The sequence below is a fragment of the Candidatus Nitrosopumilus sp. genome (genome assembly GCF_040878665.1).
Taxonomy (GTDB): Archaea; Thermoproteota; Nitrososphaeria; order Nitrososphaerales; family Nitrosopumilaceae; genus Nitrosopumilus.
Genome location: NZ_JBBDLU010000001.1, coordinates 7,419 through 20,589 on the forward strand (window position 1 = coordinate 7,419; position 13,171 = coordinate 20,589).

Sequence of the window (13,171 nt, forward strand, 5' to 3'; positions counted from 1 at the left end):
TGGTTCCATTGATGATAACTCATTTGTTCAAGGAATTCAATTCTTGATTAAAGAAAAAATTATGAAAATCCCTCCAACTTCTCAAGGATCTAATACTGGTAGTACTATTCCATCTTGGGTAAAAAATAATGCCGGTTGGTGGGCAGATGGTTCCATTGATGATAACTCATTTGTTCAAGGAATTCAATTCTTGATTAAAGAAGGAATTATGAAAGTTCCGCAATCTTCTTCAAGCTCAAAAGGTTCTGAGCCTGATGCATGGTATAACTAATGATATAGTTTTCATGTTCTACATTCAAATTATTGTCATTTGATATCCATTTGAAGAAAAATGGTAGGTCTTTTCAAGCATCCAAAACGACGTCTTAAAAAATTATTAAAAGATGGAGAATATGACAAGGCTGTAGCATTTGGAAAGAGTTTGGAATCTGAATATCACAATGATTCTGACTTTATGTTTATCATGGGAAGTATTTTCTTTATTGTTGATGATGTGCAAAAAGCATTGCCTTATTTTGAAAAAGCATTCCAATTAAACAATAATGATGTTGAAACTTTGACTCTGAAAACTAATGTTCATTTGGCTTTACAACAAAAAGACAAAGCAATTGATTGTTGTAGACGTATAGTCAAACTACAGCCCAAAAATTCTGAAGCTCAAAAACTACTTGAAGAATTAGAAAATACTTGACTTTTAGAATTCATTATATCTTTTTCATCTGATACGCATTTTCCATTAACCAATTACAAAATGCTGTTATTTTGTCATCAAATTCTGTCCAAATGTGAACTGAATGTGGTAAAATATCTATTTTCCAATCGTCTGTAAATATTCTAACGCCTTCTTTGTTTTCATACATGTATGCATCCTCTGTTTTGACGTCTCCTAAAATTTCTAATGCTTTTTGTTTGATTATTTCTCTATCTATTGGAAATCTTTTCCTGTCATAATCCACAATTAAACTCAAATCTCTCTTGCCATACATCTCAAATTCTTCAATTCTGCCTTCTTTTGGAAAATTCACAATTAGTTTAATATTGTATTTTTTTCCAACTTCTTTTCCAATTTCTACAATTCTGGCATATCCAATTCCAGGACTCTTCTTTAAAAGAAATCTTATTTGTGCCAAATCTTTTTTTAGTTGAATTTGAAGATCATTGATCAATTCTGAAAATATCAATATGTATTCTTTGAGAAATTCCTATTATAACCATTAATTTCGCTCAAGATTAGTTTTTTTAGAACTTTGATTTGTTCAGAATATGGCAATGCCTATGGATTATGATGGAATGAGAACAGATGATGCTTCACTTCGAACGGATAATGTGGATGATTACAGGCGAACATGCATTGATTTTATTGAAGATATTTCTCATGATTATGAGGCATGGGTTGATTATTACAAATTGCCTGAGGATGAAGATAAACGAAGACGTGCAGGTATTCATGCTACCATTACACGAACAAATGAGTGGATAGCAAAAGTTGCACAATCTATCAAAGCAATTGATGTTGTTATGAATGATGGAATACAAAAAATGGCAGAGGCTACTGCAGGAAAACCTCTTGAAATTGGTGTCTTTGTAAATCACAAATCTGGCTATACTGAAACAAATCCTGGAATTATTGATGTGAATGTAAAGGGTAATGGAAGGGAAGGACGAAAAATAAATCTTGGATTTCATTTTAAAGATGATAGATTTAGAATAGAATCTACATGTGGTGCATATTTAGATGAAGATAATTTACCCACACAAGAATTTGAAATGATGGATATTCATCTAAAACTTCATACTGAAAACGCTAAACCTCGTGATGTTGTATCTTTTACTGTGACACTCAGTGAAATTGAAAATGGCGTTGAATATGATCGACGAGGAGTTTCAACCATTATACATTTAGTATGATTTGTTGTTTTATTTGAGGTATTCAATAAACTTGCCTGTATTTTCCAGCTTTATTGAATTAACTTCTTCTAAATTATTAAAGGAATTCATTTTAAGATATTCTTCTGATGCAGTATACAAAACATCATCTATGTAGAATGTTCTTGCATTTGACATTCCATAGTAACGTGAATCCCCATCTGAATGAGTGATTGTCCCTTTGAGACTGACTCCATTTGTTTTATCTAATCCAAATACATAAAATCCACTCCAGCGATTATAATCTGGCGCAATTTTTTTAGCACTTGCAATCTCGTCTAGTTTTTGGGAATCTCCATTAATTGGAATTGATAAAATTCCCCTTGTTTTGTCAAAAAAGAATGCTTTGTGATTGTACAATGCTTCTGATTGTGTTGAACTATCTCCAACCACTATGTCATCTGTTACTTTAGGATTATTCACATCTGCCACATTGAATAAGGCAATTTTGATTCCAAGTTGTTGAACTCTGCCTTCTTCAATTTCCTTTGTGTCTCTACCTATTCCTATAACATGTTTTTCATCATATGGGTGCAAATAGTTTGAAAATCCTGGAATCTTTAACTCTCCTAGAATTTTTGGAGTATCTGTAGACAAGTCAATCACAAAGAATGGATCAATTTGTTGGAATGTTACCAAGTATAACCTGTCTTCCATGAATCTTGCTGAAAAAATACTTTCATTTGGTGCAATTTTATCCAGACTTCCAACTATGTTTAATTGCTCATCTAAAACATAAACTGAATTTGTACGAACCATTCCTTGATATTGTGTGTAATATTCTGTTGTTGTTGCAACTCTGAATCTGTCTTTATTCTCATCCATCGAGAATTGGTTTAGTAATCTGCCTGGAACTGAACCTTTTGCAACATATTCTATCTTGTCATTATCAATTGAAATTTTGTGAATTATGGTCTTTGCTGATTCTTCTTGGATTTTTACGTCATATTCGTTTAATGCCTCTTTGATTTTTTCAAATAATTTCTCTTTGTCATCTTTGTTCATTTCATTGTATGATTTTTGCATTAATTCTGAAATTTTCATCCACTGTGTTGACGAATTAATAGATGAATCTTTTTGAATTATCTTGATTTGTTCTTGAATGTGATCTGGCAATAGTGGAACTATCACATCAAAAAATCTGTCTCGTGATGATTGCTCATAAAACCCAAATGGCATGCTCTGCTGATATGTTAAATAAAAATTATTTTCAGATACGTAGAGTGCTCCTGAATAACCCATTAGAAATGTTTCAGAATTTATTTTATCTCCAAAAATATCGATTGCAGTTAATGTGTTAAAATTTGAAAATTGTTCTGCATTATCAAAGTAAAATGCATCAGGTGTCATAATTCTGACTGAATCTTCCATGATTATTGGTAGTCTGGGGTACTGATAGTTTACATTACTATTTGTAACAAAGTACACGTAATCTCCAATCATTCGTGCATCTGTAAAGTATCCATCAATAGAATAATCTTTGAGTATTATTGGGTTTTCTTTATTTGCCACGTCCACAATCAATGCATGAGTTACTGATTCGTACGAACGTACTGGAGCAAAGTCATACTGTGGAATGATTTCATCGTTACTTTGTCCATTATAAAAAATCACTAATCTATCTTCATTTAAGAACATATTCTCAATGTATTGTGATTCTATATCCAGCGCAATTTTTAAAATTATTTTTGCAGATTCTGCTGGATATGCATCAATTATTGAAAGTGTGTTATGTGATACAATGTATACATACTTTGAATCATTTTTGAGATAGTCTGGTTCATCTACGTTTTCAACTTGAACATTTGTTGTAGAATAGTCTGAACTTCCAGTTTCTGCTTTTGACACTGTAGCCGATTCTTGAAATACTGCCCCATCATCCATTGCCATTGGTGGGGTTGCTCCAGTAAATCCTTCGCCTGCCATACTTCGTATCAGTCTGTTATCATAGAAATTTCCATCAAACATTGATGATGTTTCAAGAATGTTCTTTAGTTCTTCTTGTGATGAAATTTTTTTAATGTTGTTAGTTCCTTCAAAATATTTTGATATTGATTTATCTATATACACTGTTTCGGGTGGCGTTACTTGAGTTGTTTGTGATGGTTGTTCAAAATCTAAAGTAATCATTATTCCTGCTGTAACTATTATCGAAATGATGACTGCTATTGGGATTGTTATTTTTGAATTCATTTTTTCTCCTTGTTTTTAGATATTCTTGAAACATCCATTTAGTGATTGCTATCATTTTGTAGTTTAAGATAAAAGGTTTAGTGAAATTCAAATTTTACCAAACAGTTTACATATCTTATAACTATGCCCACAACTCTGATGTCTTTTAATAGTGACGATAATTTGACTGAAAATTTTAAAAAACCATAATGACTTAATCTAGCGTAACTTGTATGGTGACTCTTTTTTCATTTGCTCTTTCCTCACCTGGGTATTTTAATACTGAAATTTTTTTATCTAATTCTTCGTCTCTAACTAATTCAGCTATTCCTGTAAATGTCTCATTATTGTATTTTATTTTTACTTTTGAATTTATCACTGCATTTTTGAACCAGTCTCCATCTGGTCTGTGTCTTGAAAAATAGATTTTTCCATTATAATTCACTGCTCTGAGCATAACTGAATGTTCCTTGCCTGTCTTTCTACCTTTAGTAATGAGTATTGGTCTGAACAGTGCTTCTTTTATCTTCATGCGTAGTTTTTTTCCTGTCAAGTAATTTAACCCCATTGATAGAATTTTCTGATATTTGGTATGATAAGCAAATCTGTAAATCTGATAACATGTCCATAAAACTTGAAGGAATGCCTACTAACATGGCTACTGCAGACACATTCGTTGGAAAAAAAGTCATAGATAGAGAGGGAATCGAATATGGAAAAGTCAAGCATATTCACATTAATCAAGATACACTTACTGTATGCGGCGTTACAATCCATCAGGGATTTCGTAGAGACTATTTCTTGGCTGAAGATTATATTGACAAATTTTCTGCAGAAACATTACTTCTAAGTCGACCTCCTGTAAGAATTGGGATTCCAGTCACTGATATTGACCGTCATAAAATAGGTAAGGTAAAGCGATTACACAAAAATTCAGATACTAATGAATTAGAATCCATAGAAGTTAGTGATGGTTTAGTACATTCTAAGATCCTCTCCAAATCCGAAATTTGGGGAATAGGAGAAAAAGTCATTCTGCGAATGACTAAAGAAGAATTCAAGAAACTTGAATGATTTCTTTTAATTTTCTCTCTTAAAATATTTTTTAATTAACCTACTTTTTTAGAACACACTGTACACACTGGGATTCCTTCTTTAATGGTGATCTCTATGTTTGACGAGTGGCATTTTTGACATAATCCTTTCATGTTGTCACTTTCTTTCTTCACTCTTTAAATTTTTTATGACGTTCTATTAGACTAAGCAATTTATAATTGTCAACTGCGATCAATGTATTGTATTCTATAGAAACAAAGTCTCTTACAAAATCATTTGGTGACGTAGTTGCGATAAATGATATTTCATTTTCAGTTCAACAAGGTGAGATTTTTGGATTTTTGGGGCCTAATGGTGCTGGAAAAAGTACAACTATGATGATCTTGACTAGTTTATTAAAACCAACCTCTGGGCATGCTTTGATTTCAGGGTTTGATGTTACTATTAATCCTAAACAAGTTAGAAAAAATATTGGTTATGTCCAACAAGAATCCACAGTAGATGAGTATCTAACTGGACGCGAAAATCTTTTACTTCAAGCAAAACTTAATCATATTCCAAAAAATGAAATTAACAAAAGAATTGATGAAGTTTTAGAATTAATTGAACTTGTGGATAAACAAGATCAAGCTGTTGTTACGTATTCTGGTGGTATGCGAAAACGATTAGATATTGCAGGTGGCCTATTGCATCGTCCAAAAGTATTGTTTTTAGATGAGCCTACAGTTGGATTGGATATTCAAACTAGAAGAAAAATTTGGGAATATATTAAAAAAATACATACTGAATTTGAGATGACTATTTTTGTCTCCACTCATTACATGGAAGAGGCAGATCAACTATGTGATAGAGTTGGAATTATTGATCATGGACAAATCCAGATAATTGATTCTCCTGAAAATATGAAAAATGCTATGGGAAATGAGGTCATTTCAATAGTTCTTGATAATGAGGAAAACCATGATTCTTTTATGTCTGAGATTAAAAAAATTGAATTTGTAAAAAAGATTAATCAAGATGGTTCTAAATTGACTCTTTTTGCATCTAATGGAACTGAAGTAATTCCAAAAATCTTTCAAATCTCTTCTGAACTTGGAATCAAAATACAATCAATATCTTTGACACAACCTACACTTGATGATGTATTTATTTCGTATACTGGACATGAAATTAGAGATGACGATTCTGGATTTAATAGAAAACGCGAACACGCAAAAATGAAGAGGTTACGTGCATGAACACTTTGATGTATGATACGTATACTATTTTCTGGAGAGAATTAAAAAGATACAAAAAATCACGCAGTGGTGTTTTAATCAGGTTAATTCAACCTGCAATTTGGATCATTGTTATTGGAAATACTTTTTCCGGTACACAACCATTGATTCAATCTGTTGGATTTGAAGGTGAATATATTGAATTTATGGCACCTGGTGTAATTATTCTGACTGCAATTTTTACAAGCATTTTTGGAGGTGTCAATACGTTATGGGATAGACGATATGGCTTTATGAATAAAGCACTGTCTTCTCCTATTTCTCGTTCTGCAATTGCACTTGGAAAAATGTCTGCAATCTCTTTAATTGCTGCATTACAAGCTAGTTTGATTCTGGGAATTGCGTTAGCTATCGGTGTTTCATTCCCAAATCCTATCATGATTGCACCTATTATGGCAATTGTTATTTTATTTTCCTTGGGCTTCTCTGGAATTTCTGTAACGGTGGCAGCTACTGCAAAGTCTCAAGAAACATTTTGGGGCATCATTAATTTCCTTGGCATGCCATTATTCATGTTAAGTCCTGCTTTGTTTCCGTTAGAGTTGTTGCCTGATTGGCTTGCAATTATTGCAAAACTAAATCCAGTAACATACACAGTACTATTAGTTAGAGAATTAATGACTGGTGTCTCTGAGGGTGGGATACCAATACTTTTGAGCCTTGGCATCCTCTTTGTGTTTGTGCTTGCTATGGTTGGACTTGCAAGTTATGTGTTTACACGTGAAGTCAACAAACCATTTTGACATAAAATTGACAATAATTACAACATTAGCTAACTCTTGTCATATTTCTCGAATTTTATTATAATTACTTGTGAAAATATCGTTTATAATTTTGGTGTCTTCTGTGATATTATTAGCTAACTCTTTTGCTCAAACCTCTTTTGGTCTTGGAGATTATGATTATATTTCTGAATGGGGCTCATTTGGAATTAAAGGTGCAGGTCATTTCTCTCATCCTCAGTTCATTGCTGTAGGTGATGATGGTAGTGTCTATGTTAGTGATTTAGGTAACAAACGTGTTCAAAAATTTTCAAGTACGGGTCAGTATATTTCTGAGTGGGGTAAAAGCGGGAAATTACCTGGCGAATTTCATTATCCATCAGGAATTGCAGTATCTGATGATTCTGTTTTTGTAGCAGATCGTGATCTTAATAGAATTCAAAAATTCTCAACAGATGGTGAATTTATTCTACAATGGGGTGTAAAAGGAACATATGAAGGGCAATTTTACTTTCCAAACGGAATTGCTGTAAATAACGGAACTGTATATGTTGTAGATACTGGAAATCAAAGAATTCAAAAATTCTCAACAGATGGTGATTTTATCTCCTCTTTTGGTTCTAGTGGATTAAGTGAAGGACAATTTCTAAATGTTGCTGGAATCGACATTGACGGTGACGGAAATGTATATGTCACTGACAAGGGAAATGGCAAGATAGAAAAATTTGATGCAACTGGTAACCATCTAGAGGCATTCCAATTTCATTCTTCAAACTATATTTTTACTCCTGAAGCAATAACTATTGATCCTTCTGGTGACATGTTTATCGTAAATGCTGCAAATAATAGAATTTTACATTTATCTCAAGACGCAAATCTAAATCTAAATATTTTTGATCAAGCAGGACCCTATCCTGATTCATTTAAAATCATCACTGATATCGCAATTGGAATTAATGGAGAATTACTAATTGTAGACTCTGCAAAGCATAATGTAAAATCATATAAAACTACATTTTATACAAAACCTGTAATTGTTGATCATATTTCAACTATAGAAATAGTTGAAGATTTTTCATATGATAAAACTAAACCTGTAATCACTGCACCTATTTCATTAATAGTTGAGGCAGATGATTTTCTAACTGATGTTGATTTTGGAAATGCAATCGCTACTGATGATAGTGGAATTAAAGCAATGCTTAACAATGCTCCTGATGCCTTTTCTCCTGGTGTAACCACAATTATTTGGATTGCATTTGATCCTGTAGGGTATTCTGCAAGTGATTATCAAACTATTACAATCAATACTTGTGGACAACCTTACTCTGATTATAACATGATCAAAGGAACTCCTAATGATGACATAATCACAGGAACTGATGGAAATGATTTGATATTTGGACTTGCAGGAAATGATCTCATTTCTGGTGGACTGGGTAATGATTGCATTTTTGGTGGTACTGGAGATGATGTTATTTTAGGTGAAGATGGAGATGACACAATAAAGGGTAATTCTGGGCATGATATTCTAAAAGGACAGTCAGGTGTTGATGTTATTTATGCTAATTCTGGATCTGACGTAATGGACGGTGGATTGGATTCTGATCGATGTTATCTTGATTCTGAAAAAGATTTACTATTAAACTGTGAAAACTAGGTCTTATCCAATCACACTATATTTCTATATCCTAAATATAGAAAACAATGTTTTTGTTTATAGTATTGAACATTGGACTTCAACTCAATGACAACAAAAAACATTCTATTGACAACAACAATTGGTCTAATTGCAATGCTTTCCATAACTCTGCTGTCCAACTTTGAAGCATTTGCTGAAGAAGAAAAGACAGGATACAACATGGTTGAAAATGTAAAATCTGTGATGACATTTACTTTTAGAGACGGTGTCGAAGTTCATGAATTTCCAGTTTATTCCATGACTACTGATTTTGTTTCAAACCGTGGAACAACTTTCAAAGTAGAAGGGATTGTAGGAGATGCACCGTTATTACATCAAGCTATGGATGAATCTTACAAATATAGAATCATGCTTGGAAAAACAAACAATAGCTTCGAATTTAATTTTCGATATTTTGATGTTGATGTATCTTTTCTAAGAGATAATACTTTAATCAACTCAATGAAATATCAAAATTGTCAAATTGATGACTATAAAACCTATACATTGAATGCAGGAGATTATGAAAGTTACATGTCATCCAAATCTGGATTTGCTGTAATTGATGAAATTGAATTCACATGTGGAGGTTTTGTATCTACTACTAAAACTTCAAACATCACAAAATATCAAAACAATTTCACTGATTATGCTACAGTACCATTAGATCACAAATTTGCAGAAGACGTTAGAACCATTGCAACATTTAATTTTGATACTGGTTCTGAAAGAATTGAATTTCATGGATTTGAAATAGATACTGGATTTGCTGAAACTAGCAGTGCCGGTCCAAGTTTTACTGTGGAACGAACACTTGGCTATTTCCCGCTCTTAGGACAAGAAATTGACAATGCTAGAAAGATTTCAGCCGGTCATACATCATACAATTCTGATTTTGATGTGCATGTTGAATTTGTAAATTCTGAAAAAACTCTACGTGATCTTGAGTACGTTGACTGCCGTGTATCTTCTATGAATATAGTCACACAATCTGACAAAGAAGAGGGATTCACCGGAAAAAGTGGCTTTGCACTAGTTGAGCAAGTTGGTTTTTCATGTGCTGGAATGACTACAAATAATTCTGTATATGATGAACGAAATACTTCAAGACATTCAATGATGTACAATGTTTTACCAATTCATTCATACAATGTTGGAACAGGTACACATGCTCAAGCAACATTTACTTATGGTGATGGTATCGAAACCATCTATTTTCCAATATTTGATCAAAGTAAAGTTCTAGGAAAATCCTATCCTACATTTACTTTGCAAGGAATTGTAGGTGATTATCCAATGCTTTATGAACGGGTAGATGAAAATCTATCAATCCAAAAAGTTTCAGGATCAAGATATGTTGAAGAATTTGATGTAGATGTAGAATTATTGTATGGTGAAGAAAGTATTAGAGGGTTCAATTACTCTGATTGTCGTGTACTAAATTATGATGTTGGTTCTGCGATGAACAAAGAAGAAAGTTATGTTAAAGGTACGTTTGCCTTAGAGAATACTTTCCAATTTGAATGCAGGGGTTACACACCAAACAATCCTGTATATGATGCAATGTTTAAAACCACATCCTCTGCTAACACACTAAGTACCAAAGATCTAAGATCTACAGATTCTTGGGGTCCTGGATTCAAGTAGAACAAATCTATTTTTTTTATTTTTCTTTATTTTTTTTAAGTTATATTCTATAAAATATCCGTCCGAACACATCAGAAAATTTTTGCTGTAGTTCTTTATGTCCGTGATGTGGGTATTGTAAGAACCAAAGTTTTTAACAACATTTATCATCTGAACATAAAACTGGAATTTTTTTACTAGTTTTTGTTATGTTTGCTATTAATTCTGATAACTGGTTGTTCGATATTGCATACATTGCTTTTTTACCTTCGTCTCTAGATTTTACAATCCCGCATTTTTTCAATGTTTTTAGATGGTGTGATACTAGTGGCTGATCTTTTTTTAGTTTTTCAACAAAATCATTAACACATAATTCTTTATTCTTTTGTAAAAGCTCTAGTATTTCAAAACGTGTTTCATCACACATGCATTTTAGTAGGCTAACTCCATTCATATCAATCTAAATTTATATAAATTACTATTTATGTATGTGTAATCATGCCTGAAAACATCATTTTTGTGTGCGTGGAAAATGTTGGAAGGAGTCAAATGGCAGAGGCATTTTTCAGAAAATTTACATCAAAATACTTTACTGTTTCAAGTGCAGGTACTATGCCATCAATCGAACTTAATCCAATCGTAATTCAAGTTATGAAAGAAGTTGGAATTGACATGACTCATCAACTACCAAAACTATTACCTGCATCAATGATTGCAAATTCCTATAAGACAGTTAACATGGGATGTATGGATAAAGAATCTTGTCCTGCTTTATTTGTAAAAGATGTTCTTGATTGGAATATACCTGATCCAAAAGAAAAACCAATTGAAGAAGTAAGAATAATTCGTGATAAAATAAAATCTAAAGTTTTGAATCTTGTTGAATCCCTTGAGGTATAAATTGAATGACTTATTCTAATTTGCAAATTTTTACTGTAGAGTTAGTTGGAACTTTTATTCTAGTGATTTTTGCAACTGGCTCAATTGTTTATGATGCCGAATTTTTTGATGGACAGTTGGGAATTCCATTTGCTGCTCTTGCACCATTCATTGCATTACTAATTGGGGTTTACTCTTTTGGAAAAATATCATTAGCTCATTTTAATCCTGCAGTGACTATTGGTTATTACATTACAGGACATATTTCAAAAATCCAAATCGTATACTATTTTGCAGCAGAAATTATCGGTGCTCTGTTAGGGTCGTTGTTTGTTTTGACATTTGTTGGTGACAAAGCAAATCTCGGAACTAATGCGCCTAATTATGACTTTTCAATATTTTTAATTTTTCCTGTTGAGGTTTTAACTTCTGCAATGTTGATGGGAGTAATTTTTTATGTTGTATATACAAAAGGTTTGAAAGGATTTAGCGGTGTTGCCATTGGAGGAATAGTGGGATTAGATATTTTATTTTTAGCCTTTATTTCTGGAGCTTCTATGAATCCCGCCCGAGCATTGGCTCCAGCATTACTATCTGGTACTTTTGAAGACCTTTGGCTTTATTGGACTGCACCATATATTGGTACCATGATTGCGGCCTTTGTGTTTAGAAAGAAATTCCAGATACAAAGGAATCTAGAATCATAAAATTGGTACTACATAGTTCTCTGGATTCTATCTAATCTAATATCACTGATCTTTAGTTTTCCATTGTTCTAATGTGTATATGTCCTTAAATCTTGATCAAAATCTAGCAATCTCACGCCTGTGTAAGGAAATTCTGTTAACCCAAGAAAATATTTACTCTGTTTTATCGTTAAACAAAAACGGTCGAGCTATTGAATCTCAATTTGCTCGTGATAGAATTCTCTCGCAAATGAATAAATCTGAAATTGAAATGCTATGCATGCAAAGAACATTACAAACTTCTCTTGGCATGGATTATGATGAATTAGTTGGTCCTCTAAATTGTATAACTATTGAACGTGAAACTGTGTTTGAATTCTTGTTCCCTTATTCTGAAGGAGTTATTTTTGTTATTTGTGATTTAGATGTAATTCCTAGATATCTCTCTAAAAAAATATTGTTTATTATACGTGAATTTGAATGGCGATCTAAAAATCTGATTTATAAGCAAATTTGATAATTATGTTGAGATCTAACTATGTTACAATATATTCCGTTTATCAATTTGTATAACTGCATCATAGAATTTACCTCCTAATCTATTTTTTCTAAACTCCAATGATTTGTATTCCTACATAATCTTAGTAATTCATTTAGATTGCATTTTTAGATCTTTTTGATATTATATTTTTATGGAGAAAATCAAATGTAAAAAATGTGGCAATAATAATACCGAAGTCCTTCGACGCGGGAAATTTACATCTGATATAGTTTTTTGTCCTTCATGTGATGATATTTGTAATGTGTCTGATTGATATTTTCTATATAGACTACAAAACAATCTGTGATTATTGAAACTTGTTACTAATTTGTTTTATCTGACTTTGTTTTAATATGTCTGATGGCTGCTACTTACTTCTCTGAGCAAGATAATCCCTCATTTTCAAAAATTCTATTATCCAAAGAAGTAGCAGAGATCATTAAACAAATTGTACGAGAATCTACTCACACGGTTCATCTAAAATGTAACGAAAGGAAGATTACTATGCTGAAAAATTGAATTCTTGTATGACTGTATGTTAGTGTGAATAAGAAGACATTGGTGAAGTTCAAGATCTCTATTTTTATGCCTAGACATTCTTCAAA

15 protein-coding genes and 1 pseudogene are annotated in these 13,171 nt (G+C 32.3%); 12 read left to right on the plus strand and 4 right to left on the minus strand.

Annotated elements, in window-relative coordinates:
- Window positions 1–271: pseudogene (locus tag WDZ98_RS00060) on the plus strand (peptidase); the annotation flags it as partial.
- Between the two features lie 60 nt (window positions 272–331).
- Entirely contained in the window at window positions 332–691 is a 360-nt protein-coding gene (locus tag WDZ98_RS00065) for a tetratricopeptide repeat protein (RefSeq protein WP_368058842.1), read from the plus strand.
- A 13-nt stretch (window positions 692–704) separates the two neighbouring features.
- Here WDZ98_RS00065 and WDZ98_RS00070 read toward each other — a convergent pair whose 3' ends face one another.
- Window positions 705–1,181, minus strand: a complete 477-nt coding sequence (locus tag WDZ98_RS00070) for a hypothetical protein (protein ID WP_368058840.1) — start codon at window positions 1,179–1,181, stop codon at window positions 705–707.
- Between the two features lie 82 nt (window positions 1,182–1,263).
- On the opposite strand from WDZ98_RS00070, the gene WDZ98_RS00075 reads away from it, so the two are divergent.
- Window positions 1,264–1,908, plus strand: coding sequence for a hypothetical protein (locus WDZ98_RS00075; RefSeq protein WP_368058838.1), 645 nt, complete (start codon window positions 1,264–1,266; stop codon window positions 1,906–1,908).
- A gap of 9 nt (window positions 1,909–1,917) precedes the next feature.
- Here WDZ98_RS00075 and WDZ98_RS00080 read toward each other — a convergent pair whose 3' ends face one another.
- Complete coding sequence (locus tag WDZ98_RS00080; RefSeq protein WP_368058836.1) at window positions 1,918–4,119, minus strand: beta-propeller domain-containing protein; 2,202 nt, start codon at window positions 4,117–4,119, stop codon at window positions 1,918–1,920.
- 193 nt (window positions 4,120–4,312) lie between these two features.
- A complete protein-coding gene (locus WDZ98_RS00085; protein ID WP_368058834.1) occupies window positions 4,313–4,630 on the minus strand; it encodes a hypothetical protein in 318 nt (105 codons plus the stop codon).
- Window positions 4,631–4,665: 35 nt separating this feature from the next.
- Here WDZ98_RS00085 and WDZ98_RS00090 point away from each other — a divergent pair, with 35 nt between their 5' ends.
- From WDZ98_RS00090 to WDZ98_RS00110, 5 genes are all read left to right on the plus strand, one after another.
- On the plus strand, window positions 4,666–5,172 hold the full coding sequence (locus tag WDZ98_RS00090; protein ID WP_368058832.1) for a hypothetical protein: 507 nt from the start codon (window positions 4,666–4,668) through the stop codon (window positions 5,170–5,172).
- Between the two features lie 221 nt (window positions 5,173–5,393).
- A complete protein-coding gene (locus tag WDZ98_RS00095) occupies window positions 5,394–6,392 on the plus strand; it encodes an ATP-binding cassette domain-containing protein (protein WP_368058870.1) in 999 nt (332 codons plus the stop codon).
- On the plus strand, window positions 6,389–7,174 hold the full coding sequence (locus tag WDZ98_RS00100) for an ABC transporter permease (protein WP_368058830.1): 786 nt from the start codon (window positions 6,389–6,391) through the stop codon (window positions 7,172–7,174). Before WDZ98_RS00095 ends, WDZ98_RS00100 begins: the two co-directional genes overlap by 4 nt.
- A gap of 70 nt (window positions 7,175–7,244) precedes the next feature.
- Window positions 7,245–8,813, plus strand: coding sequence for a 6-bladed beta-propeller (locus tag WDZ98_RS00105; protein ID WP_368058828.1), 1,569 nt, complete (start codon window positions 7,245–7,247; stop codon window positions 8,811–8,813).
- An 87-nt stretch (window positions 8,814–8,900) separates the two neighbouring features.
- Entirely contained in the window at window positions 8,901–10,481 is a 1,581-nt protein-coding gene (locus WDZ98_RS00110) for a hypothetical protein (protein WP_368058826.1), read from the plus strand.
- 133 nt (window positions 10,482–10,614) lie between these two features.
- Here WDZ98_RS00110 and WDZ98_RS00115 read toward each other — a convergent pair whose 3' ends face one another.
- Window positions 10,615–10,914 carry an ArsR/SmtB family transcription factor gene (locus WDZ98_RS00115; protein ID WP_368058824.1) on the minus strand — a complete coding sequence of 100 codons (300 nt, stop codon included), beginning with the start codon at window positions 10,912–10,914 and terminating at the stop codon, window positions 10,615–10,617.
- A gap of 44 nt (window positions 10,915–10,958) precedes the next feature.
- Here WDZ98_RS00115 and WDZ98_RS00120 point away from each other — a divergent pair, with 44 nt between their 5' ends.
- From WDZ98_RS00120 to WDZ98_RS00135, 4 genes are all read left to right on the plus strand, one after another.
- Window positions 10,959–11,360 (plus strand): arsenate reductase ArsC, encoded by a 402-nt coding sequence (locus tag WDZ98_RS00120; RefSeq protein ID WP_368058822.1) that lies wholly within the window; start codon window positions 10,959–10,961, stop codon window positions 11,358–11,360.
- Between the two features lie 5 nt (window positions 11,361–11,365).
- Window positions 11,366–12,046, plus strand: a complete 681-nt coding sequence (locus WDZ98_RS00125; RefSeq protein WP_368058820.1) for an MIP/aquaporin family protein — start codon at window positions 11,366–11,368, stop codon at window positions 12,044–12,046.
- Between the two features lie 79 nt (window positions 12,047–12,125).
- The gene (locus WDZ98_RS00130; protein ID WP_368058818.1) at window positions 12,126–12,542 is read left to right on the plus strand and encodes a hypothetical protein; all 417 of its coding nucleotides are present in this window, start codon (window positions 12,126–12,128) and stop codon (window positions 12,540–12,542) included.
- A 384-nt stretch (window positions 12,543–12,926) separates the two neighbouring features.
- Window positions 12,927–13,085, plus strand: coding sequence for a hypothetical protein (locus tag WDZ98_RS00135; protein WP_368058816.1), 159 nt, complete (start codon window positions 12,927–12,929; stop codon window positions 13,083–13,085).
- The last annotated feature ends 86 nt before the right edge of the window (window positions 13,086–13,171 follow it).

Bases quoted from the DNA above. Each gene is read 5' to 3' on its own strand.
- WDZ98_RS00080 (WP_368058836.1), bottom strand. From the start codon at position 4,119: ATGAATTCAAAAATAACAATCCCAATAGCAGTCATCATTTCGATAATA.
- WDZ98_RS00085 (WP_368058834.1), bottom strand. From the start codon at position 4,630: ATGAAGATAAAAGAAGCACTGTTCAGACCAATACTCATTACTAAAGGT.
- WDZ98_RS00110 (WP_368058826.1), top strand. From the start codon at position 8,901: ATGACAACAAAAAACATTCTATTGACAACAACAATTGGTCTAATTGCA.
- WDZ98_RS00120 (WP_368058822.1), top strand. From the start codon at position 10,959: ATGCCTGAAAACATCATTTTTGTGTGCGTGGAAAATGTTGGAAGGAGT.
- WDZ98_RS00065 (WP_368058842.1), top strand. From the start codon at position 332: ATGGTAGGTCTTTTCAAGCATCCAAAACGACGTCTTAAAAAATTATTA.
- WDZ98_RS00130 (WP_368058818.1), top strand. From the start codon at position 12,126: ATGTCCTTAAATCTTGATCAAAATCTAGCAATCTCACGCCTGTGTAAG.
- WDZ98_RS00075 (WP_368058838.1), top strand. From the start codon at position 1,264: ATGGCAATGCCTATGGATTATGATGGAATGAGAACAGATGATGCTTCA.
- WDZ98_RS00100 (WP_368058830.1), top strand. From the start codon at position 6,389: ATGAACACTTTGATGTATGATACGTATACTATTTTCTGGAGAGAATTA.
- WDZ98_RS00125 (WP_368058820.1), top strand. From the start codon at position 11,366: ATGACTTATTCTAATTTGCAAATTTTTACTGTAGAGTTAGTTGGAACT.
- WDZ98_RS00135 (WP_368058816.1), top strand. From the start codon at position 12,927: ATGGCTGCTACTTACTTCTCTGAGCAAGATAATCCCTCATTTTCAAAA.
- WDZ98_RS00115 (WP_368058824.1), bottom strand. From the start codon at position 10,914: ATGAATGGAGTTAGCCTACTAAAATGCATGTGTGATGAAACACGTTTT.